Source organism: uncultured Jatrophihabitans sp. (assembly GCF_964244045.1).
Classification (GTDB): domain Bacteria; phylum Actinomycetota; class Actinomycetes; order Mycobacteriales; family Jatrophihabitantaceae; genus Jatrophihabitans.
In genome coordinates this window covers 1-21,249 of record NZ_CAXTHK010000043.1, presented here as the reverse complement: position 1 = coordinate 21,249, position 21,249 = coordinate 1, and the positions used below count along the sequence as shown (strand labels likewise).

At 66.9% G+C, this 21,249-nt stretch carries 18 protein-coding genes and 4 pseudogenes; 10 read left to right on the top strand and 12 right to left on the bottom strand.

The window, feature by feature from the left end:
* Positions 1 to 51 precede the first annotated feature (51 nt).
* Positions 52 to 297 (bottom strand): annotated as a pseudogene (locus ACFFC4_RS20250) (transposase); the annotation flags it as partial.
* A 72-nt stretch (positions 298 to 369) separates the two neighbouring features.
* Between ACFFC4_RS20250 and ACFFC4_RS20245 the strand changes: the two are divergent.
* Positions 370 to 969, top strand: coding sequence for an IS630 family transposase (locus ACFFC4_RS20245; RefSeq protein WP_375504242.1), 600 nt, complete (start codon positions 370 to 372; stop codon positions 967 to 969).
* Positions 970 to 1,113: 144 nt separating this feature from the next.
* On the opposite strand, the gene ACFFC4_RS20240 is transcribed toward ACFFC4_RS20245, so the two are convergent.
* Positions 1,114 to 2,301: a TetR/AcrR family transcriptional regulator gene (locus ACFFC4_RS20240; RefSeq protein WP_375504240.1), complete on the bottom strand. Its 1,188-nt coding sequence runs from the start codon at positions 2,299 to 2,301 to the stop codon at positions 1,114 to 1,116.
* A gap of 190 nt (positions 2,302 to 2,491) precedes the next feature.
* On the opposite strand from ACFFC4_RS20240, the gene ACFFC4_RS20235 reads away from it, so the two are divergent.
* The 6 genes from ACFFC4_RS20235 to ACFFC4_RS20210 all read left to right on the top strand — a co-directional run bounded on the left by ACFFC4_RS20235 (position 2,492) and on the right by ACFFC4_RS20210 (position 8,722).
* The gene (locus ACFFC4_RS20235) at positions 2,492 to 3,715 is read left to right on the top strand and encodes an acetyl-CoA C-acetyltransferase (RefSeq protein WP_375504246.1); all 1,224 of its coding nucleotides are present in this window, start codon (positions 2,492 to 2,494) and stop codon (positions 3,713 to 3,715) included.
* A 46-nt stretch (positions 3,716 to 3,761) separates the two neighbouring features.
* Positions 3,762 to 5,906 carry a 3-hydroxyacyl-CoA dehydrogenase NAD-binding domain-containing protein gene (locus ACFFC4_RS20230; protein WP_375504244.1) on the top strand — a complete coding sequence of 715 codons (2,145 nt, stop codon included), beginning with the start codon at positions 3,762 to 3,764 and terminating at the stop codon, positions 5,904 to 5,906.
* Positions 5,903 to 6,757: an SDR family oxidoreductase gene (locus ACFFC4_RS20225; RefSeq protein WP_375504238.1), complete on the top strand. Its 855-nt coding sequence runs from the start codon at positions 5,903 to 5,905 to the stop codon at positions 6,755 to 6,757. The genes ACFFC4_RS20230 and ACFFC4_RS20225 overlap by 4 nt, the downstream gene beginning before the upstream one ends.
* 9 nt (positions 6,758 to 6,766) lie before the next feature.
* Positions 6,767 to 7,924, top strand: a complete 1,158-nt coding sequence (locus ACFFC4_RS20220) for an acyl-CoA dehydrogenase family protein (RefSeq protein WP_375504236.1) — start codon at positions 6,767 to 6,769, stop codon at positions 7,922 to 7,924.
* Between the two features lie 91 nt (positions 7,925 to 8,015).
* Entirely contained in the window at positions 8,016 to 8,231 is a 216-nt protein-coding gene (locus ACFFC4_RS20215) for a hypothetical protein (protein WP_375504234.1), read from the top strand.
* A complete protein-coding gene (locus ACFFC4_RS20210; RefSeq protein ID WP_375504232.1) occupies positions 8,186 to 8,722 on the top strand; it encodes an enoyl-CoA hydratase/isomerase family protein in 537 nt (178 codons plus the stop codon). Before ACFFC4_RS20215 ends, ACFFC4_RS20210 begins: the two co-directional genes overlap by 46 nt.
* 386 nt (positions 8,723 to 9,108) lie before the next feature.
* Here the strand turns inward: ACFFC4_RS20210 and ACFFC4_RS20205 are convergent, their stop codons facing one another.
* The 4 genes and pseudogenes from ACFFC4_RS20205 to ACFFC4_RS20190 form a co-directional block, all read right to left on the bottom strand.
* Entirely contained in the window at positions 9,109 to 10,713 is a 1,605-nt protein-coding gene (locus tag ACFFC4_RS20205) for a class I adenylate-forming enzyme family protein (RefSeq protein ID WP_375504230.1), read from the bottom strand.
* Positions 10,714 to 10,768: 55 nt separating this feature from the next.
* Positions 10,769 to 11,554, bottom strand: a pseudogene (locus ACFFC4_RS20200) (enoyl-CoA hydratase/isomerase family protein).
* Positions 11,551 to 12,069 (bottom strand): nuclear transport factor 2 family protein, encoded by a 519-nt coding sequence (locus ACFFC4_RS20195; protein WP_375504228.1) that lies wholly within the window; start codon positions 12,067 to 12,069, stop codon positions 11,551 to 11,553. The pseudogene ACFFC4_RS20200 and the gene ACFFC4_RS20195 overlap by 4 nt, the downstream one beginning before the upstream one ends.
* Positions 12,066 to 12,872 carry an enoyl-CoA hydratase/isomerase family protein gene (locus ACFFC4_RS20190; protein WP_375504226.1) on the bottom strand — a complete coding sequence of 269 codons (807 nt, stop codon included), beginning with the start codon at positions 12,870 to 12,872 and terminating at the stop codon, positions 12,066 to 12,068. Before ACFFC4_RS20190 ends, ACFFC4_RS20195 begins: the two co-directional genes overlap by 4 nt.
* A gap of 113 nt (positions 12,873 to 12,985) precedes the next feature.
* Here ACFFC4_RS20190 and ACFFC4_RS20185 point away from each other — a divergent pair, with 113 nt between their 5' ends.
* Positions 12,986 to 13,822 carry an SDR family NAD(P)-dependent oxidoreductase gene (locus ACFFC4_RS20185; RefSeq protein ID WP_375504224.1) on the top strand — a complete coding sequence of 279 codons (837 nt, stop codon included), beginning with the start codon at positions 12,986 to 12,988 and terminating at the stop codon, positions 13,820 to 13,822.
* A gap of 106 nt (positions 13,823 to 13,928) precedes the next feature.
* Here the strand turns inward: ACFFC4_RS20185 and ACFFC4_RS20180 are convergent.
* Both ACFFC4_RS20180 and ACFFC4_RS20175 read right to left on the bottom strand, forming a co-directional pair.
* Positions 13,929 to 14,279 (bottom strand): annotated as a pseudogene (locus tag ACFFC4_RS20180) (LLM class flavin-dependent oxidoreductase); the annotation flags it as partial.
* A 57-nt stretch (positions 14,280 to 14,336) separates the two neighbouring features.
* Positions 14,337 to 14,786, bottom strand: a pseudogene (locus tag ACFFC4_RS20175) (LLM class flavin-dependent oxidoreductase).
* Positions 14,787 to 14,965: 179 nt separating this feature from the next.
* Between ACFFC4_RS20175 and ACFFC4_RS20170 the strand changes: the two are divergent.
* On the top strand, positions 14,966 to 15,610 hold the full coding sequence (locus tag ACFFC4_RS20170; RefSeq protein ID WP_375504222.1) for a PaaI family thioesterase: 645 nt from the start codon (positions 14,966 to 14,968) through the stop codon (positions 15,608 to 15,610).
* Positions 15,611 to 15,696: 86 nt separating this feature from the next.
* On the top strand, positions 15,697 to 15,867 hold the full coding sequence (locus tag ACFFC4_RS20165; protein WP_375504220.1) for a hypothetical protein: 171 nt from the start codon (positions 15,697 to 15,699) through the stop codon (positions 15,865 to 15,867).
* An 85-nt stretch (positions 15,868 to 15,952) separates the two neighbouring features.
* Here ACFFC4_RS20165 and phaZ read toward each other — a convergent pair whose 3' ends face one another.
* From phaZ to ACFFC4_RS20145, 4 genes are read right to left on the bottom strand one after another with little or no spacing between them, the layout of a single operon-like run.
* Entirely contained in the window at positions 15,953 to 16,771 is an 819-nt protein-coding gene (gene phaZ, locus ACFFC4_RS20160; RefSeq protein WP_375504218.1) for a poly(3-hydroxyalkanoate) depolymerase, read from the bottom strand.
* Positions 16,768 to 18,252 (bottom strand): long-chain fatty acid--CoA ligase, encoded by a 1,485-nt coding sequence (locus ACFFC4_RS20155; RefSeq protein ID WP_375504216.1) that lies wholly within the window; start codon positions 18,250 to 18,252, stop codon positions 16,768 to 16,770. The genes phaZ and ACFFC4_RS20155 overlap by 4 nt, the downstream gene beginning before the upstream one ends.
* Entirely contained in the window at positions 18,249 to 19,478 is a 1,230-nt protein-coding gene (locus ACFFC4_RS20150; protein ID WP_375504214.1) for an acyl-CoA dehydrogenase family protein, read from the bottom strand. Before ACFFC4_RS20150 ends, ACFFC4_RS20155 begins: the two co-directional genes overlap by 4 nt.
* Positions 19,475 to 21,181 (bottom strand): PHA/PHB synthase family protein, encoded by a 1,707-nt coding sequence (locus ACFFC4_RS20145; protein WP_375504212.1) that lies wholly within the window; start codon positions 21,179 to 21,181, stop codon positions 19,475 to 19,477. Before ACFFC4_RS20145 ends, ACFFC4_RS20150 begins: the two co-directional genes overlap by 4 nt.
* Positions 21,182 to 21,249 lie beyond the last annotated feature (68 nt).

Here is a 21,249-nt window from a genome sequence, read left to right as displayed (position 1 = left end):
ATCATGTTCCTTTCAGACCGACCAGCCGCTTACACAGACGATCTGACACCCCCGGCGCAGGATCTCGACCTCCTGCTCGAGGACCCGGTTGCGTTTCTTCAACTCCCGCACCTCGGCCGACTCGCTGACCGTGGCGCCGGGGCGCACACCGTCCTCGATGTCGGCCAGGTTCAGCCAACGATGCAGACACGACTCGGAGATCCCGAAGTCCTTCGCGATCTGGCTGATCGGCGCCTCACCCTTGCGGGCGACCGCGACCACGTCACGACGAAACTCCGGAGGAAAGGCCTTCGGCATGATGCTGATCCTTCCAGCGAGGAGCAATCCTCACAGGCAAGGAGTCAACCGAACCGGGGGCAGTCCCCGGCGATGCAAGACGTGCTCGGCGTCTACACCCGCCGCTACGACCCGGCCTTTCCGGTCGTGGTGATGGACGAGAAACCCCTGCAACTACTTGACGATGCCCGTCCGGGCACCCCGGCCGCGCCCGGGCGACCGGCCCGCGAGGACTCCGAATACGTCCGCCACGGCACCTGCTCGATCTTCGTCTGGGCCGAACCGTTACGCGGCTGGCGCCGCGCCTACGCCGAACCCACCCGCACCCGCCTCGACTGGGCCCACGGCGTCGAACACCTGCTGGACGTCGACTACCCCGACGTGGAAAAGGTCGTGCTCGTCATGGACAACCTCAACACCCACAACATCGCCTCGCTCTACCAGGCGTTCCCGCCCGAGAAGGCCTACGCCCTCGCCCAACCCCTGGAGATCCACCACACCCCCAAACACGGCTCCTGGCTCAACACCGCCGAGATCGAACTGTCCTGCCTGACCAAGCAATGCCTCGGCCGGCGCATCCCCGACCTCGACATCCTCAACACCGAACTCGACGCCTGGACCAAGGCCACCAACACCGACACACGCCAAGTCGACTGGCGGTTCACCACCAGCGACGCCCGTATCAAACTTTGACCTATACCAAGCCATTTAGACGCGACGGCCTACTAGTCACAGGCATCGAGGCGCAGGGTTGGAGGCGGACGTACTTATCCGGGCTCAACACTCTGGCGGGACTCCGTGCGGTCACACAGTGACTGTTCCGCGCGTCGCGAGTGCCTAGGCTTGCACCGCTAACGGTTCTGCACACAAGACCGACCAGGCCAGATCCCGTAGTTCCTCGGCGATCTCATCGCGGTCGTGGAAGTGCCCCACGCGTACGACATCATTGACGACAGCCCGTGCGGCCTGCACCAGAACGAGACGTTGCTGGACGGTGAGCTCCGGTCGGGTTAGCGCCAGAGCGTCAGACCACGCCGCGATGTCGCGGTCGAGACTTTGTCTGATCCGTCGCCCGACGGTGGGTGGCAGGTTGATCGCTTCCAGGACATACACCCCGAACAGCAGCCTCTCCCTGACGCCGAGGTCCACGTAACCGCGAACCAGCTCGTCGAGGTCTGGTGGCGTGCCGGCGCCGGAATGGCTGGCGCTGAGCCACTCAGTCGCTCGTGTGAACGCGGTGACGAGCAGGTCCGCCTTGGTCGCGAAGTGGTAGTAGATGCTCGGGCCAGCCATCCCGAGGCGCGCGCCGATGTCATCGAGGCTGACGGCGGCGTAACCCCGTTCGTGGAAGAGCTCCAGTGAGGTCCGCAGAAGCTCTTCGCTGCGCGAAGACTCCGATTGAACCGACCTCTGGTACTCACCCGCGGCAACCTTTGCTTGCGCGCTGGGTCGAAAGCGCCTGCTGGTCGCCGGCGTGCCCTGCAGTTCGGTGAGGCTGGCGGCGGTTGCCGCGCCTGCCAACAAATGCGTGTAGTCGTCTGTGGGCATGTCGAGGCGGTACAGCGACGGACTGGACAGCACCGCCAAGGCTGCGGTGAGGCGTAGCGCGAGCGTGTCGGCGTCAAGGTCAGGGGCAGCATCGGCGAGCGCCGTGTCCAGTCGAGCCACGATGACGCTGAACCGTTCGGTGATGGGCGCTCGCCGTGCAGGGTCCAGGTGGCGCAGTTCTCGCTGCAGCAGGATCCACAGGTCGCGACGCGTGATCGCGGTCGCGGCGAGTCGGCCCAGCGCGGCGGGCCATGAAATCGACTCGAGCTCGGCGAGCGCGACCTCGACCTCGTCCAGTCCGGTCGAGATCGCCGCAGCAAGCAGCGACTGCTTGTCGCTGTAGTGGCGATAGATGGCGGGGGCGGTGACGCCGACGGTCGCGGCCAGGTCGGCCATCGACACCTGGTGAAAACCAAGGTGATGAAACTTCAACGCGGCCGCTTCAGCGAGCTGGCGTTGCCGCGCATCACTCGACATGCGCACGCGAAGGGGTCGAGTGCGTGGCGCGCCTGCTGGTCGGGACACGGGTCTGCTTCCTGACGGCGTGCGTACTGGGCCGACCTCGGCCGACGGCGCTCAGGATATCCAATCCCTTGTCTAGTGAACGTACACTAGGTACCGTGGCCGTCGGCTACCGCGACCAAAAAACTGCCGAGAGGACCCCATGATGTCAGCCAGTGCACCCGAGGCTCTGCTGTACGACGCGATCCGCACTCCGCGAGGGCGGGGTAAAGACAACGGTTCGCTGCATTCGATCAAGCCCGTGTCACTGGTTGTCGGCTTGATCGACGAGATCCGCTCTCGTCACCCGCAGCTCGACCCGGCCGCGGTGGACGACCTCGTGCTGGGCATCGTGTCCCCCATCGGCGACCAAGGCGCGGTGCTGCCCCGCACGGCTGCTCTCGTCGCGGGCCTGCCGGACACCGTGAGTGGGGTGCAGTTAAACCGGTTCTGCGGATCGGGACTGGAGGCCGTGAACGTTGCCTCGCAGAAGGTGCGCTCAGGATGGGATCAGCTGATCCTCGCCGGCGGTGTCGAATCGATGTCGCGTATCCCGCTCGGGGCCGATGGCGGGGCGCTGTTCAATGACCCCGCCACCTCCTACGACACCTTCTCCGTGCCGCAGGGGATCGGCGCGGACCTCATCGCGACCATCGAGGGTTTCAGCCGCACCGACGTCGACAGCTACGCCGCGCGCTCACAGGAACTCGCCGCTCGGGCCTGGTCCGGGGGTTACTTCGCCAAGTCCATCGTCCCTGTCCGAGACCTGACCGACACGGTGGTGCTCGACCACGACGAGCACATGCGGCCGCAGACCACCGTCGACACCCTCGGCGCTCTCAAACCCTCGTTCGCCACCCTGGGCGAGCAAGCTGGCTTCGACGCTGTGGCGTTGCAGCGTTACCACTGGGTGGAACGCATCGACCACGTCCATCACGCCGGCAACTCCTCCGGCATCGTCGACGGCGCCGCCCTGGTCATCGTGGGTGACGAGAGCGTGGGCGACCGGTTCGGGATGACGCCCCGCGCCCGCGTCGTCGCGACTGCGACCTCAGGCGCCGACTCGACCATCATGCTCACGGGCCCGATCCCTGCCACACGAAAGCTGTTGGGCCGTCTAGGCCTGAGCGTCGAGGACATCGACATTTTCGAGATCAACGAGGCGTTCGCCGCCGTACCGCTGAAATACGCCAAGGACCTCGGCATCCCGCTGGAGAAGATCAACGTCAACGGAGGTGCGATCGCGATGGGACATCCGCTGGGCGCGACCGGGGCGATGCTTATCGGCACCGCCATGGACGAACTGGAACGCCGGGACGCCCGCCTGGCAGTCGTCACGTTGTGCATCGGCGGCGGGATGGGTGTCGCCACCCTGATCGAGCGTGTCTGAGCGCGAGGCGGACGTCATGACAACCCAGACAACCCACCAGCACCCGATGTTCGGCTGGCAAACCCGCGACGAGGGCATCGTCGTCGTCACGATGGACGATCCCGACCAGTCCACCAACACCATGAACAGTCGTTTTCGGGGTGAGCTGCCCGCGCTGGTCGCTCACCTGCAGGCCGAAGCAGGCACGTTGCGAGGCGTCGTCATTACCTCGGCCAAGCCGACGTTCTTCGCCGGTGGCGACCTGACGCTGATGATGAACGCCGGCCGAGAGGACACCGCGGCGATTCGTTCCATGATGGATGCCGTCAAGGTGGCGCTGCGGCAGCTGGAGACTCTCGGCGTGCCCGTGGTCGCCGCAATCAACGGCCCGGCCCTGGGCGGCGGGTATGAAATCGCGCTGGCTTGCCACCACCGAGTGCTGCTCGACCAGCCCCCCAACGTCGTGGGCCTGCCCGAGGTCACCCTCGGGCTGCTGCCGGGAGCCGGCGGCACGGTCAGGACGGTGCGCATGTTGGGGCTGCAACGAGCCCTGCAGGACATCCTGCTGGCCGGACAGCGGTTTCGTCCGGCACAGGCGCTGCAGGCCGGTCTCGTCGACGACCTCGTCGAGGACCCAGATGATCTCCTCCCCGCCGCCATCCGCTGGCTCAACGACACGCCTGAGGCCACCCAGCCGTGGGACCGAAAGGGTTACCGCATGCCGGGCGGCGCGCCCGGCGACGTCTCGCTGTCGGGGATGCTGCCGGCAATGCCGGCGATCGTGCGCAAACAATCCCAAGGCTCACCTGCCCCTGCTGCCCGCGCCTTACTCGCAGCCGCCGTCGAAGGTGCGCAGGTCGACTTCGCCAGCGCCGAGCTGATCGAGACCCGCTACATCACCGACCTGGTCTGCGGTCCCATCTCGACCAACATCATCAAGTCCAGCTTCTTCGACATGCAGGCGATCACCCGCGGCGCCGGCCGCCCGGACGGGTTCCCCGTGCACACCGCCAGCAAGGTGGTCATCCTCGGCGCCGGCATGATGGGCGCCGGCATCGCCTACGTGTGCGCGAAGGCAGGCCTGCAGGTCGTGTTGAAGGACGTCAGCCTCGAGTCCGCCCAGCGCGGGAAGGACTACAGCGCTCGAATACTCGACAAGGACATCGCCAAGGGCCGCTCGAGCAGCAGCAAGCGTGACGCCCTGCTCGCGCGGATCACCCCCACCGTCGACCCCAGCGACGCCCAAGGCGCCGACCTGCTCATCGAAGCGGTCTTCGAAGACCCGGCGCTGAAGTCACAGGTCATCGGCGAGACACTGCCCTACCTGGCCACCGACGCCGTGATCGCCTCGAACACCTCGACCCTGCCGATCACCGGCCTGGCCGAGTCGATACCAAACCCCGACGCGTTCATCGGCCTGCACTTCTTCTCACCGGTGGACAAGATGGGGCTGTTGGAGATCGTCGTCGGCGCCAAAACGAGCGAGCAGACCCTGGCCAGGGCCTACGACATCGCCCGCCAGATCAGCAAGACACCCATCGTCGTCAACGACAGCCGCGGCTTTTTCACCAGCCGGGTCATCCTCAAGTTCGTCGACGAGTCCCTGGCAATGGTGGCCGAAGGGCTTTCCCCCGTGTCGATCGAACGGGCCGCGACCCAGGCCGGCTACCCAGTCGGGGCCCTGGCGCTGGTCGACGAACTCACCCTCACCCTGTGCCGCAAACTGCGCACCGAGACCGTCGACGCCGTCATCGGCGAGGGCGGTCCCGCGCCGGAGTACGTCGGAGGTGCGGTGGTGGACCGGATGATCGACGAGTGGGATCGTCGCGGCCGATCCACGGGGGCCGGGTTCTACGACTACGCCGACGGCCGCAAGACCGGACTGTGGCCGGGGTTGTCCGCTTTCACCCGCGAGGAGTCGGTGCCTTTTCAGGACATGCAGGAGCGGATGCTGTTCGCCGAGGCGATCGACACCGTCCGCTGCCTGGACGAGGGAGTGCTCACCTCTGTGGTGTCAGCCAACGTCGGATCGATCCTGGGCATCGGGTTCCCTGCCTGGACCGGGGGAGTGCTGCAGTACATCAACCAGTACAACGGCGGATTGAGCGGGTTCGTCGACCGCGCCCACGAACTTGCCCAGCGATACGGGGATCGGTTCGCACCGCCCGCGTCCTTGATCGAGCGCGCGGCCGCCGGAAAGGACTACCAGTGAGCGCCGCGGGGCAGCCCGCGCCGTCGGGCTCGCTGGCCGGGCGCACGCTGCTCATGTCGGGCGGTAGCCGCGGCATCGGACTGGCCATAGCTGTGCGCGCCGCACGCGACGGCGCAAACGTGGTCCTGCTGGCCAAGACCGATTCCCCCGACCCGCGACTACCCGGAACCGTGCACACCGCGGTGAAGGAGATCGAGGCCGCCGGCGGCAACGGGGTCGCGGTGGTCGGCGACGTCCGCGATGACTCCGATGTCGAGCGAGCCGTTCGCACCGCCGTGGACACGTTCGGTGGAATCGACATTCTGGTCAACAACGCCTCCGCCATCGCGCTGGTCCCGATCGGGCAACTGCCACCCAAACGCTACGACCTCATGCTGGATGTCAATGCGCGCGGCACATTCGCCATGACAAGCCTGGCGCTGCCGCACCTGTACCAGTCCGATGCGCCACATGTGCTCACCCTGTCGCCGCCGCTCAACTTGGACCCGAAGTGGCTCAGCGCGCACGCCCCGTACACGGTCAGCAAGTACGCCATGACGATGCTCACCCTCGGTCTCGCGGGCCAGCAACACCCGCGCGCCATCTCAGCGAACTGCCTGTGGCCCAGAACGATGATCGCAACCGCTGCGGTTCAGAACCTCGTCGGCGGAGACGCCGCCATGGAGATCTCCCGTCGGCCAGAGATCATGGCCGACGCCGCGCAAACTGTGCTCGTCGAGGCCGCCGGCGTGCGCACCGGCGAATGCCTGATCGACGAGAACGTCCTGCGGGGCGCGGGCATGACCGACTTTGCAACCTATCGCTACGGGAACGCTGCCGAAGCCGACCTGTCCACGGACCTCTTCCTCTAGGAGACCAGAATGCCCGACACGACCCCCCGAAGCGTCTACGACGAGGACCACGAGATCTTCCGCGGCACCGTTAAGGCCTTCATTGACAAAGAAGTCACCCCCAACGACGCACGCTGGGAGCGCGACCACATCGTCGACCGCGAACTGTTCACCCGCGCCGGCGACAGCGGGCTGCTGATGTTCGGCACCCCCGAGCAGTACGGAGGCGCCGGGATCGACGACTGGCGCTTCAGCGCCATCGTCGACGAGGAGTTCGGCCGGGCCGGCTATGCCTCCGCCGGCCTGAGCCTCGCGCTGCAAAACGACGTTGTCGGCCCCTACTTCCTGGACCTCACCACCGACAAGCAGAAGCAACGGTGGCTGCCCGGCCTGACCTCTGGCGAACTGGTCAGCGCCATCGCCATGACCGAGCCCGGGACGGGAAGCGACCTGTCCGGCATCTCCACCCGCGCCGTGCGAGAGGGCGACGACTACCTCATCACCGGCGCCAAGACCTTCATCTCCAACGGACAGAACGCCGACCTGGTCGTCGTGGCCACACGAACCTCAGAGGACAAGCACCGCGGACTGACCCTGTTCGTCGTCGAGCGTGGCATGCCCGGTTTCGAGCGGGGCCGCAACTTGGACAAGCTCGGCCTGCACGGCCAAGACACCAGCGAGCTGCACTTCGAGTCCGTCCGCGTTCCGCTGGCTAACCGCCTCGGCGACGAGGGCCAGGGATTCTTCCAGCTCGTCCGCAACCTGCCCCAGGAACGGCTCTCGCTGGCGGTCACCGCAGTCTCCGCCGCGGAAGGCGTTCTGGCCCGAACAATGGACTACGTCCGCGACCGCAAAGCGTTCGGTCAGCCGATCGGCACCTTCCAAAACAGCCGGTTCCTGCTGGCCGAGCTGCACACCGAGGTCGACATCGCCCGAGTGTTCGTCGACAACTGCGTATCCCTGCACAGCCGCGGAGAACTCAACGCCGCCCGCGCGGCGAAGGCCAAATACTGGTGCAGCGAGCTGCAGATGCGAGTGGCCGACCGTTGCCTGCAGCTGCACGGCGGCTACGGCTACATGCGGGAGTACCCGGTCAGCCGGGCCTTCGTCGACGCGAGGATCCAGACGATCTACGGCGGCACCACCGAGATCATGAAAGAGATCATCGGCCGAGACCTGGGGCTGTGAACAGCACGCCAGCGGAGGCGGTGACGCTGGACGTCAAGCATGGCGTGGCGCGATCGGGCTCAACCGCCCGGCGCGCCGCAACGCGATCACCATGGATCTCGCGCGCTCGCTGCGCGCGACGGTCGCCGCAGTCGCGACCCGCACCGACCTCGGAGCGGTCCTGCTCTTCGGGAACGGTCGACACTTTTGTGTCGGCGGTGAACTCGCCGACTCCGCGCGGCACCCGAGCCGGGCGCGTTCATCGCCGAGCTCGCTGGCACGATGCATGAGGCAATCCTCGGGCTGCGGGCGCTGCCGGTACCGGTGATCGCGGCGGTCCACGGCTCCTGCGCCGGCGCCGGGATGGGCCTGGCGTTGGGCAGCGACCTGGTCGTGGCGGAGCGTTCCGCGACGTTCGTCATCGGGTACACGGCGGTTGGTCTAACACCGGATTGCGGCGTCTCGTGGCTGTTGACCCGGCGCCTCGGACACGCCCTCGCCGCTGACCTCATCCTGACCAACCGCCCCCTCGACGCCGTCGCCGCACAGGCTGCGGGACTCGTGGGCAGGCTGGTCGAGACCGGTGAGGCGCACGCCGAGGCCGAGGCAACAGCCCTCGCCGCCGGGCCACTCACCGCTCACGCACGGACGTTGCAGCTGATACGCCAGGCCGACAGCGTTCCCCTAGCCGAGCAGCTGGACCACGAGGCAGCGGCGATCAGCGCCGCGGTCCAGACGTCGGACGCGGACGAGGGCATCTCGGCATTCCTGCACAAGCGGGCACCGATCTTCCTGAGGACTGAGCTCTCCACCGGGTAGTCCTTCAACCGGCAGGAGGCGACACGGTCGTCGACCACGGTCCAGACATGCACTCCATGCATCTCGCGGCAATGCACCGGCGTCAGCCACCAGAGGTCGTCAACCGAGTCCGGCACGCCGACCGCTCGCTCATGCACCAACGGGAGCGCTGGGATTCGGGTGCGCGAAACGCGAGACTCCCTCTGGGGCTGTTCTTACCAGCGCCGTGGTCTCGACCGCAGCACTCGCCCGGCGACAACGGAGAGGGCAGCTGCCATCTCATCCTCGTTTGTGTCCGAGGGGGCAGCACTCCCAGCTCAACATGACGCGACGTGCGTCGCGTGCCATGCGAGACGGGCCGGAATTTGGGAGCCCTCTCCGTGGGCCGTGGGTTCGCGGCCCGCGAGCTAGTTCACGGCGCTGTCAACGTTGGTAAGACGGTTCTTCTGCACCTTCCCGCTGGCGGTGGTGGGCAGGCTGTCGACCACGACCCAGTGAGTCGGGATCTTCTGGCGGGCGAGTCTGACTCTCTCGAGGTGGTCGATGATCGGCTGGGGGCCGCCCCAGGGCGTGCCGTCACGCAGGACCAGCCACGCGCCCACCGCTTCGCCCAATCGCTCGTCCGGCACGGCGGTGACAGCGACCGCGAGCACATCGGGGTGGGCGGCGAGGGCTGCCTCGATGTCGAGAGTCGAAAATTTTTCGCCCCCGCGGTTGATGATGTCCTTGAGTCGGCCGGACATCCTGATCCACCCCTCCGCGTCGACCACCCCGATGTCGCCCGGGTAGAACCACCCGTTGTCGTCGAGTTGTTCGCGGGTTCGGTCCGGGTCGGTGTATCGAGCCAGCAGTTGGGGGCCGCGGATTCGCAGCTCTCCCTCCTCCCCGGCAGGCAAGGGCGTCTTGTCGAAGTCGACGGCCTCGATCTCCATCCCCGGCAGCACCTTGCCGTCCCAGTGCGCCCGCCGCGAGACTGGCGCGTCGGACGGCGCCGCCGCGCACACACCCGCGGTCTCGGTCATCCCATAGCAGCGCATCGCGCGGACACCGACCGCCTCAGCGCGCTCCACCAGCGAGGGAGGCATGGTCGCCCCGGCGCAGGCATACAGCGTCAGACGGTGCTTCTCACCCTGCCCGGCTTCGTACCGGTTCACCAGATCGGACAGGAACACCGTCGCGCCCATGGCGATCGAGACCCGCTCACGTTCGATCTCTGCCACCGCGTCGTCGGGACGCCACGAGGACATGATCACCGACCGGCCGCCGAGGAACGCCGGCATGATCACGCCGGCGATGAAACCCCCGAGGTGTGACAGCGGAGTCGCCGCCAGTATGACGCTGTCCTCGTCGGCGTCGAGTGCCTTCTGGAAATTATGGAGGTGCGCGATCAAGGCCGCGCTCGAGAGCAGCGCTCCCTTGGGTGCGGACGTCGTGCCCGACGTGTAGAGAAGCACTGCTGGTTCGTCGGCGTCGAGAGGCTCAGGCAGTTCGATCTCGTCCACGTCACCTGGCCGGGGCACCGCACGCCAACCGTCAACCGGTTGCCCGACGACGTACTTGATCAGCGGGGTGTGGCCAGTCTCGGCGAGCAGCGCGTCGATCTCGTCGGCGGGCCTGCGTGAGCCGAGCTCGGCGGCCACGGCGATGACGACCGGCGTGCTGTCGGCCAGGATCTGCCGCACTTCGTATTCGCGGTAGATCGGGACGACCGGCATGCCGAGGGCGCCGATACGAAAGGCTGCGACCTGCAGCGCGAGTGCCTCGAGACAGTTCGGGAGCTGGACCATGATGCGGTCGCCGCGACCCACTGCACGTGCGACCAGGTCGGAGGCGATGACGCGGACCCAGGTGTCGAATTGACCGTAGGTCACGCGACGGCCTTCGAACACGAACAGCTCGCGGTCCGGCGTCTTCGCAGCTTGCACGGTGACGAGGTCACCCAGGCGGCGGCCGTCCCAGAGTCCGAGTTCGCGGTAGAGCTCGTGCCGCTGATCCGTAGACGTCGTCGTCATGGCTTCGGTCCTCTCGCTGGAGATCGGTGCAGGTGATGAATAGGGGTCAGATTCGTCATGTACGTACGGGTCGTTCGGTGGCGCGGCTCCGCCCGGCCCGCATCTGCTCGAGGCCCTCGGCGATACGGCGGGTGAACTGGCCGCGTTGGACGAGATCGGCGGTGACGCGAAGCTCGTAGGCGGTCGCGCCGAGGTGATCCATGTTGTCCGCACGCAGGGCGACTTCCTTGCGCACGGTCGTCAGTTCCGAGCCTGAGTCCGCGATGTGTTGGGTGAGGGCGAGGCCGTGTTCTAGGACGGTTCCGGCGGGCACGACATCGTCGACCAGGCCGATGCGGCGGGCTTCCTCGGCAGCCACCGGGTCTCCGGCGAAGTACATTCGGCGGGCGTGCTGGGCACCGACACGTCGTGCCAGGGCGTGGTAGAAGCCGTTCATCGCGTACTTGACCTGGGTGGAGCCGAAGACGGCGTTGGTCGACGCGATGGACACATCGCACATGTAGAGATGTCCATGCCGTATCCGAATGCCGCCCCGGAGACCGCGGCGACCGTGGGCTTGCGGTAGTCATAGATCGCGGTCATGAGCCGCAGGGCGAGATCGACAAACCTTGTCCGGTCCCGTGGTTCCTTCCAGGACGTCTAGCGCCCAGCCGGCGCAGAAGTACTCCTCGGTGCCGACGAACATCAGCGCCGCGACGGTGTCGTCGTGGGCCCACTGCTCGAGGGCGGCGATGATGTCGGTGTACATCTCCCAGCCGAGGGCGTTGCGCCTGTCGGGGTGATCGGACTGGATCACCCCGACGCCCGCCTCGACCGTTAGCCGCAGAGACGACGGGCTCATGGCGTGGGCTCGCCTCCGCGCGCGCCTCGAGCGCCGACGGGCTCGGCGCGTCTGGGCAGCGACATCAGGTATGCGCCGCCTTTGAGTTGGCCCCGCGGGGGCAGCGCTTCGAGTTGGCGCAGCATGTCGACGATGTCGAAGGTTGCTGTGTAGTCAGACAGCAGTCCGTCGGTGAAGCCGAGGAAGATGTCGCAGCCTTGGGTCTCGAAGCTTCGGTTCTCACCAAGGCCGGCGGGTCCTCGACCGGTCTGACGGAAGAACACGAGGGCGCGGCCTTCCGTGGGTGCGGTGAACAGCTGCCGCTCTTCCATCCGGTAGCCGGGCATGGCTCGCCAGACCGCTTCGACGTAGACGCGGACTGCCTCTCGTCCATGCAATACCTCCGGCCAGAAGACCCGCTCGTCCCAGGTGATGTCTGGGTGCAGCAGCTCCAGCACGCGGTCGGTGGATCCGGAGTTCCACGCGTCGACCCAGCGGCGGGCGAAATCCTCGAAGAACTGGTGATCGGTGCTCACGACCGGCTCCGGATGCGGCCGTAGGCATTGGAGACGCGCTCGACGACGTCGGGGTGCCAGATGATCTCGCGGTAGGCCATGGTCTCGTAGTCCAGTGCCGACACGGGGTCCAGAGCGGTCGCGCGCAGGATCATGCGCTTGTTGAACATCGCGGACTTGGTGGTGGTCTCGGCGATCGATTTCGCCAGCGACGTCGCCGCCTCCACTACGGTCCCGGTGGGCACGAGCCGGTCCACGAGACCGATCCGCAAGGCCTCCGCCGCGTCGATGCGCTCGCCGGACAGCGTCAACAGCTTGGCCTGGCTCATCCCGATGATGTGCCACAACGGCGTGAAGTACGGGGTCAACCCGAACTTGACCTGCGGGAAACCAAAAATGCTGTTCTCGGCACCGATCCGGATGTCGCAGAACACAGCGATGTCGCACCCGCCGCCTAACGCCGGTCCGGCGCAGGCTGCGATCGTCGGCTTCGGGTATTCGAGCAGGGTCCCGTAGACCCGCAGGCACGCCGCCGCGTAGGCCGCCCGGCTCACCTGCGTGAAACCGGACTGCAGGTCGAGGTCGAGTCCCGCGCAGAACATCTGCTCGCCGCCGGTCACGATGACCGTTGCGATGTCGTCGTCGGCAACCCATTCGTCGAGGCGGTCGGCGAACGCGGTGAACAGGTCGATGCTCAGGGCGTTTCGTCGATCGGGGCGGTTGAACACGATCGTGCCGACCCCACCCTCGCTGTGGGCGGAGATCTCCTGCTGTGTCATGTGGTCCACTCCATTGTTGGCGCTTGTCACCGAAGCGTAGACCATCAAGTGAACGATAACTAGAACTAGGACTGGGGGATGCCATGGATGTCGTTGGGGAACCTGACGACGCTCAGCACGACGTAGCGCGTGGGTCTTTTGATGGCGCGGTTGTCCTGGTGACTGGCGCGGGCGCGGGGCTCGGCCAGCGTTATGCGCTCGACCTCGCTCGTGAAGGCGCCCGCGTGATCGTCCATTCGCGCCGCGCTGAGGCCGCGCAGGCCACGACGGACGCGATCGTGACCGGGGGCGGGTCAGCGGTCGCGGTCGCAGCCGACGCGCAAGACGGGGAGCGCATCGTCGAGGCCGCGATGGCAGCCTACGGGCGTGTAGACGCGTTGATCGTCAACGCCGGCTCGGTCAGCGACCGCTCCTTTGCCCGCATGACCCCCGACGAGTGGAACAACGTCGTCGATGTGCACCTGCAGGGCGCCTTCAGCGTGACCCGAGCAGCCTGGCCCCATTTACTGGAGGGGGGCGGCGGGCGGATCGTGCTCACCACGTCAGGCGCTGGTCTGCACGGCAATTTCGGGCAGGCGAACTACGCCGCGGCCAAAGCGGCGATCATTGGCCTGGCCAAGACGCTGGCCGTCGAAGGCCAGCGCCGCGGCATCCTCGTGAACGCTGTTGCGCCGATGGCGCTGACCGGCATGACCGACGACGTGTTCAACGAGCTCCAGCGGGACGCGCTCCGCGCGGAACGGGTCTCACCATTCGTGCAAGCACTCGTTCACCCACGCTCCAGGCATACAGGTGTGGTCATGGAGGTTGGCGGCGGCTGGGCCAGCGTCGTGCGGTGGGAGAGATCGGCCGGGTTACGCCTGAACGACACGGAGTTATCCGCGGACGTTGTGCTGGATCGGTGGAACGAGATCACGGACTTCACGGTCAGTGACTACCCGACGAGCACCGTCGACAGCTTGCACGGCGCGACCGGACACCAGGTACCCGGCTAACGGCTGAGCGAAGCATGGGCTGCGAGCGCGCGAGATTCGCCGCTCACTTCGGCAGCGTCGCGAGGCGGTCGACGGAGGCGAGCTGGTCGGCGTGTCCGTCGCCGAGCTACAGCGCGCTAAGCATCGAGACCCCGGATTCCACAAAGGCGGCCACGCGGTCTGCGACGTAGCCGGCTGAATCGATGAGGGATGCACCGCGCACGAACTGCTCGGTTAACGCCGCGGCCGCTGCGTCCGTGCGACCTTCCAGATACAGGTCCTGAACGGTGCGCGCGGCGTCCCTGAAGCCGTATCTGATCAGCAGGTCGTTGTAGAAGTTTCGATTTCGCGCGCCCATACCGCCGACGTAGAGCGCCAGGTGCGCTCGTGCTCGTAGCAGCGCGCGGTCGGCCGCCGCGGAGTCGTCCGTAATCAACAACTGGGTGTCAGCCACAATGCGCAGCGGCCCCAGTGCCGGGTCTCGTCTTGCGCTATCGCCGCGAGGATCATCGGTACCCGATCGCGGACTGGGGTGTTAATGAGCTTCAGAGGTTTGCCAAGCCCGCCTCCACCGTGCTCGGCGTCCAGCGGTATGGATTTTTCCCATGTGAATCACCGCTTCGCGGCGCCACACCTGCTGGCAGATATCGACGACCTCGCGATTGGCCGCCAACGGCGCGTCGAACGCCACGCCACGGAATCCCTCGATGACCTGGGGGCCCGAGGAACCGAGGCCCAGCGTGAACCGCCCGCCGGAGAGGTCGTCCAGTCCCGCTGGTGGTTATGGCCAGCAAAGACGGGTTCGCGAATACACGTCGAGGATGCCCGAGCACAGCTCAAGTCGGTTGGTCCGCGCTGCGAGGTAACCGAGCTGACTCACGGCGTCAAAGGAGTAAGCCTCACCGACGAAGACGGCGTCCTGGCCGGCGGACTCCAGCTCGGCGATGCACCGGGCCGTTTCGGCGGAACTAGTGCTGTAGGACATCTGCATGCCGAGACGCATGGTTGGTATCGCATCCTGCCTCGCGGGGGCGGCATGTTGCCGGTCGCGGTCGTGGGCTGCCGGGAGTTCCGGTGAGGTAACCACCGCTAAGTGAATGTAGGCTAGGCCGCGAGAGTTGAGGAGTCGACGCGAGGGGCTCGTATGCTGCAGGAGGAGTCCGGGTGACCTCAATTGACGAGCAACGCAGCAGTGCGTCGTCCTTGGCCGATGCGCTTCGCTGCCTCACCCAAGCCATGGTCGCCACGGAGGTTTCCCCAGTGGTGATGGCGGGGGTCGAGGCGTCGGTCCGTGAGCTAACGACGATATTGCGATCCGAGACGCGGGCGGCCGGCTTGGCTTCGGCGATGGATGATTTCAAGGCAAGTAATCGAGCGCACAACCCAGTCCGGGGGTATGCGCACCCCTCCTCAATCCAGATGGTGGTCGAGCCCCGTCAGGGCAGGTCGCCGGCGACCACCCTTCGCTTCGAGCTGGGGATCGAACATGAGGGACATGTAGGCATCGCTCACGGCGGCATCACGGCGATGCTCTTCGATGAAGTATTCGGAATCGCGGCAACACGACAGGCATGGCCGTCAGTGACGCGAGACCTCACTATCGAGTACCGACGTCCCGTGCTGACCTGCGTGCCGCTCGTCCTCCACGCGGACGTGTCACGATCAGTAGATCGGACCGCTCACGTCGAAGGGTCCCTGTTCAACGCTACCGAGCCCGAGGTCACCCTCGTCCGTGGTCGCGCGACCTTCATCCAGCTCAACGCCCACCAGGCGAGTCGGGTCCTACCCGGTCACAGGCGATCTCACTAGGGCGGGCGCGTCTCCAATAGTTCGTGCTGGCGTCGCGGGCTTCTCGCTGGGTCGGGCATCCCGTTTGCGGTTTCAGGTATTCACCGATGATCAGCGGTCGTTCATCGAGCCGTGTCGCCGAGCTGGTCGGCAGGGTCACCCTGATCGAAGGTCATCGCATCAGCGTCGCGACGGCCGATGAGAACATCAATGCACTGGAAAAGCGCATGATCGACGCCGAATGCGTACGTCCCGAACTCGAACCGAACAGCGGGTAGATCAAGCAGGGCGGCTTTCACCCGACGGTTGCGGCTGCCGCTTCGGCGGCAGCGTGCGCATCCGCGAGGGCATCGGTCAGCGGCATCACCGCACCGGTTCTGTGATGTCCGTTCCGGCGAGGAATTCGGCAACGACGGGTGCGAGTTCGTCGGCCCGGGTGAGCAGGCCGAGGTGACCGTCGGCGTAGGTGACCAGGCGGGCGTCGGGCAGCAGTCGTGCCATCATCCGGGCGTTAGCGATGGGGACAATCGGGTCGTCCTCACCGGCCAGCAGCAGCGTGGGCTGACGGATCAGCGGCAGGAACGGAAGGCTGGTCCAGCCGGCCGTGCCGAGCAACTGGTAGGCGTAGCCCCGGCTACTGCCACCCTGGGCCCGTGCCTGCAGCGGCATGGGCGCGTCCGGGTTGCGCATGCTGCCACCGTAGATGAGCCCCGCCACCTGGCGCGCGTAGACGGGGTCCTGATGCCGGCGCGGGGTGAGCATGTGCCGCAGGACGTTGGGACGTCCGGGCATCATCCACGCGCCCGTAGCGGTCGCGACGAGCACCAGCCGACGGCAGCGCTTCGGGTTCTGGAAGGCGAACTGCTGCGCTAGCCCGCCGCCCCACGAGATGCCAAGAACATCGACCGCGCCGTAGCCCAGCTTGCTCAGCGCCGACCCAAGCAGGCTTGCAACGACCTGGTAGGGCAGCGGCACCGGTGGGGTCGGCGAGCCGCCGACGCCGGGCGCGTCGAAGCTCACCGCCTCGATCGCTGGGTCGAGCGCGTCGACGAACGGGTCGAGCACCTCGAGCGGCACCCCGATGCCGTTCGCCAGCACGAGCGGCGGCCCGGTGCCCGTACCCGGTCGCACTCGCATGCGCAGGGAGCGTCGACCGACGACGACCTGGTGGTCGACGCTCACTCCGGCGGCGCCGTGACTTCGCGGCGCAGGATCTTGCCAGTCGGGCCCTTCGGCAGTTCGTCCGCCAGCCAGATCTTGCGCGGGTACTTGTACGCGGCGAGCCGATCCTTGACGTGGTCGCGGAGCTCTTCGGGTGTCGCTTTCGCGCCGGACTTCAGCGCCACAGCTGCGCCGACCTCTTCCCCGAGGTCGTCGTGCGGCAGCCCGATCGCGGCCGCCTCGGCCACGGCCGAGTGCTCGTACAGCGCCTCCTCGACCTCCCGCGGGTACACGTTGTAACCACCGCGGATGATCAGGTCCTTCTTGCGGTCGACGATGGTGTAGTAGCCGTCCTCGTCGCGGGTGGCGAGGTCGCCACTGTGGAACCAGCCGTCGACGATCGCCTCCTCGGTGGCCTCTGGACGCCCCCAGTAACCCTTCATCACGCCCTCGCCACGGATGGCGATCTCGCCGACGTCGCCCTCAGCGACCTCCTTGCCGTCGTCGTCGACGAGGCGGAGTTCCATGCCGCGGACGGGCAGCCCGATGGTGCCCGGGCGCCGCTCGGCGTCGGGGTGGTTGAACGAGGCGACAGGTGAGGTCTCTGACAGGCCGTACCCCTCGAGGATCATGCAGCCGAACTCGCCCTCGAACGATTTCATGATCTCGACCGGCATCGCCGAACCGCCGGAGATGCAGACGCGCAGTGTCGACAGATCCGCCTTGTCACGATCGTCGTGCTGCAGCATTGCCGCGTACATCGTCGGAACGCCCTCAAAGACTGTGACCTTGTCGCGGCCGATGACCTCGAGCGCCTTCCCGCCGTCGAAGCGCGGGATCAGCGTTAGGCACGAGCCCGCGAGGACGGCGGTGTTCAGCCCGCAGGTGAGACCGAAGACGTGGAACAGCGGCAGGCAGCCCATGATCACGTCGTCCGGGCCGACCTCGACGAGGGTCTCCGCGGTCGTGTGCGTGTTGGTCGAGAGGTTGTGGTGGGTTAGCTCGGCGCCCTTGGGCTTGCCGGTCGTCCCGGACGTGTAGAGCACCACCGCGGTGTCCTCGTCGGCCCGGTCGACGACCTCGGCGCGGTCCTCCGGGAGGTCGTCCGGGCCCATTGGCCCGACGATGATCGCTTCGCCCCCGGTCGAGCCCGCGGCGTCGTTCGCGGCGTCGGCCATCTGCTCGCCGGCGACGATCACCTTCGCGCCCGAGTCAGTCAGGTAGAACTCCACCTCGCGGGCCTTGAGCAACGGGTTCATCGGCACGACCGTGGCCCCGACGATGAGCGCACCAAAGAACGCGATCGGGTAAGCGGGGACGTTCGCGAGCTGCAGGCCGACGCGATCACCCGGCCCGACGCCCTTCGACGCCAGCAGCGATCCCATCCGCTGCGCGTCGTCGAGCAGCTCGGCGTAGGTCAGCACGGCGTCGTCGAGCTTGAGCGCGGGACGATCGCCGTGCGCGGCGGCGGTGGCGACGAGATTGTTCGCAAGATTGGTCACGAGAAGGCTCCTGTCCCAGTGATGTCGCGCCCGACGATCAGGGTCTGCATCGTCTCGGTGCCCTCGAAGGTGTGGATGGATTCGATGTCGGTCATGTGGCGGATCACGTGATTCTCGAGCAGGATCCCGTTCCCGCCGAGCAGGTCGCGCGCTACGGCCAGGACCTCACGCGCCTTCGATGTGTTGTGCAACTTGGCGAGGCCGGCGAGGGTCGGGGTGAGCTTCCCGATCTCGGCGAGTTTGCCGATCTGCGCGCAATACAGCTGCATCGCGGTCACGTCGGCGAGCATGTGCACGAGACGTTGTTGGACGATCTGGAAGTTCACCAGAGGCTGACCGAACTGCTTGCGGGTCTTGGTGTAGCTGAGCGCGGCGTCGAAGCCGGCGACCGCGTGGCCGAGGGCCATCCAGGCGCAGTCGCTGCGCGTGGTCGCCAGCACGTCGGCGCAGTCGGCGAAGGTGTTCGCGCCCGGCAGCCGGTTCGATTCCGGCACGCGTACGCCCTGCAGGTCGATCTCGGCCTGCCAGACGGCTCGTAGCGACCCCTTGCCGGTGATGACGCGGGCGTCGAAACCGGGGGTGTCCTTCTCGACCAGGAAACCCTTGACCTCGCCGTCCCGGGTGTCGCGCGCCCACACGACCACAACGTCGGCGATCGTGGCGTTGCCGATCCACTTCTTCGCGCCGTCCAGCACCCAGACGTCACCGTCACGGTGCGCCGATGTCTCCAGCCCGATCGAGTCCGACCCGTGGTCGGGCTCGGTGAGCGCGAACGCGCCGATCGCCTCGCAGGCCGCCATCTGCGGTAGCCAGCGCTGCTTGTGCACCTCGGAGCCGCAGCGGTAGATGGCTGTCATCGCGAGTCCGGCCTGCACGCCGAGGAACGTCGCGAGGCTGCCGTCGCCGCGGGAAAGCTCCATCTGGACGAGGCCCGACGCCACCTTGTCGAGGGTCGGGCAGCCGTAGCCATCGATACCGGCGCCGACGACACCGAGCTCGGCGAGGCGTCGGACCAGCGGCCACGGGAAGTCGGCGCGCTCCCAGTAGTCGTTGATCACCGGCAGCACCTCGTCGTCGACGAACGCCCGCACCCGCTTCAGGACGTCGGCCTGCTCCGGGGTGAACGGATCGCTCAACGACAGGAAGTCGGTGCCGAGTGCCTCGCCGACGTCGGCCACGGTCTGTGTGAGGGGATCGGTCAGGGGATCGTTCGCCTCGGCGCTCAAGACGCGAACACATACGTGCCGGGGGCGGACGCGAGGACCTCGTGCTCGGCATCGCCCAGGGTTTTCGGAGCCAGTTTCTCGGCTCCGGACCGCCTGGAGAACCAGTCGACGAAGTCCGTCCACCAGCTGCCCGGCGTCGGTTCGACGGAGTTCAGGAACTCCTGCGGATCCTGCGGTGTCGTGTCGCTGACGCGATAGCTCGACTTCTTGTTGGTCGGCGGGTTGACGAGCGACGCGATGTGACCGTTCGTAGACAGCACGAAACGGCTTTGCCCACCAATCAGATGCACGCTGCGGTAGCAGCTCGTCCAGGCGCAGATGTGATCGGCAATGCCGGCCACCACGTAGGAGTCCACCGTCGCCTGCGACAGGTCGATCGGGGTTCCGAGCACGGTCGTCCTGCCCGGCTTGGTCAGGGAGTTCTCAATGCCCAGCTGCAGGAAGTCGGCGTGCAACTCGGCCGCCATCCGGGTGGTGTCGGCATTCCAATAGAGGACGTCGAACGCGGGCGGGCGCTTACCCAGCAGGTAGTTGTTCACCCAGTAGTTCCACACCAGGTCGCCGGGGCGCAGCCACGCGAAGACGGCGGCGAGGGATCGGCCGTCAAGGAAGCCGTCGGCACGCGATTTGGCGGACGCGGCGGCCACCAACTCGGGACTGGTGACCGACGACATCAGCCCGGCGCGGGACTGATCGAGCATCGTGACGCCGAGGGCGAACGCAGCGAGCCGGTTCTCCTGCCCGGTGGCGACGAGGTACCCGAGCACGAGTGAAGAAATGATCCCGCCGGCACACAGCGAGAACAGCAGGGTCTTGCGCGACTTGCTGATGGCCTCGACCGCAGTCATTGCGTCCAGCACGGCCTGGACGTAGGTGTCCAGACCCCAGGCCGCGTGCTGCTTCTCCGGGTTGCGCCAGGACACCATGAAGACCTGCTGGCCGCAGGCGACGAAGTGTTCGACCATGCTGCGTCCGGGCGCGAGATCGGCGACGTAGTACTTGTTGATCGTCGGGGGGACGACGAGCAGTGGCACCCGCCGGACCTTCGGCGTCTGCGGCGTGTACTGGATGAGCTCGAACACCTCGGTGCGTAGAACGACCGCACCCGGCGTCACCGCGAGGTCCTGGCCGACCTCGAACGCAGTTGTGTCGACCATGCTGGGGATCCGGGGTTTCACCGCCATGTCGCTGACGAAGTGCTTCGCCCCGCGCACGAAGCTGGCGCCACCGGTGTCCAGCGCGGCCTTGAGCGCAGCAGGATTGAGGACCGGATTGTTGCTGGGGCTGGCCGCTTCCACGAGGTTGTCGGCCACAAAAGTCATCCGCTCGCGGTCGCGCCAGGCGAGGTCGGCGTCTGTCACCAGGCCGCGGGCGGCGCTGCCCGCGACGAGGTAGCTCTGCAACACCCGCTTGAGCGCCGGATTGTCCGACCACGCCTGCTCGGTGAAACGCCGGTCCTTCGGGTTCGGCGCGACCGACGAGAAACCGGTCGCGACCTTACCGAGTTCCCGCGCGACGGACGCCGCGCGCCGCCCGACGCTGACCGGGTGCACCAGCAGCCGTGCGCCGAACCGCAGGCCGGACATCCCGGGGTTGAACCGGCGGACCGGGCTGAACACCGCGTCTACCAGCAACGAGTCCAGCGGCGCCGCAACGTCGTCGCCCGAGTCGTTCTCATTGGCTGTCGACGATTTAGCGACCATGTGTGATTCAGACACTAGCCCGGCGCTTTCACGCTGACAGCGTGGTGATCAACTGAAAAGTGCTCCAG

Bases quoted from the DNA above. Each gene is read 5' to 3' on its own strand.
- ACFFC4_RS20245 (WP_375504242.1), top strand. From the start codon at position 370: ATGCAAGACGTGCTCGGCGTCTACACCCGCCGCTACGACCCGGCCTTT.
- ACFFC4_RS20240 (WP_375504240.1), bottom strand. From the start codon at position 2,301: ATGTCGAGTGATGCGCGGCAACGCCAGCTCGCTGAAGCGGCCGCGTTG.
- ACFFC4_RS20235 (WP_375504246.1), top strand. From the start codon at position 2,492: ATGTCAGCCAGTGCACCCGAGGCTCTGCTGTACGACGCGATCCGCACT.
- ACFFC4_RS20230 (WP_375504244.1), top strand. From the start codon at position 3,762: ATGTTCGGCTGGCAAACCCGCGACGAGGGCATCGTCGTCGTCACGATG.
- ACFFC4_RS20220 (WP_375504236.1), top strand. From the start codon at position 6,767: ATGCCCGACACGACCCCCCGAAGCGTCTACGACGAGGACCACGAGATC.
- ACFFC4_RS20215 (WP_375504234.1), top strand. From the start codon at position 8,016: ATGGATCTCGCGCGCTCGCTGCGCGCGACGGTCGCCGCAGTCGCGACC.
- ACFFC4_RS20210 (WP_375504232.1), top strand. From the start codon at position 8,186: ATGCATGAGGCAATCCTCGGGCTGCGGGCGCTGCCGGTACCGGTGATC.
- ACFFC4_RS20205 (WP_375504230.1), bottom strand. From the start codon at position 10,713: ATGACGACGACGTCTACGGATCAGCGGCACGAGCTCTACCGCGAACTC.
- ACFFC4_RS20190 (WP_375504226.1), bottom strand. From the start codon at position 12,872: ATGGTCTACGCTTCGGTGACAAGCGCCAACAATGGAGTGGACCACATG.
- ACFFC4_RS20165 (WP_375504220.1), top strand. From the start codon at position 15,697: ATGATCAGCGGTCGTTCATCGAGCCGTGTCGCCGAGCTGGTCGGCAGG.
- ACFFC4_RS20145 (WP_375504212.1), bottom strand. From the start codon at position 21,181: ATGGTCGCTAAATCGTCGACAGCCAATGAGAACGACTCGGGCGACGAC.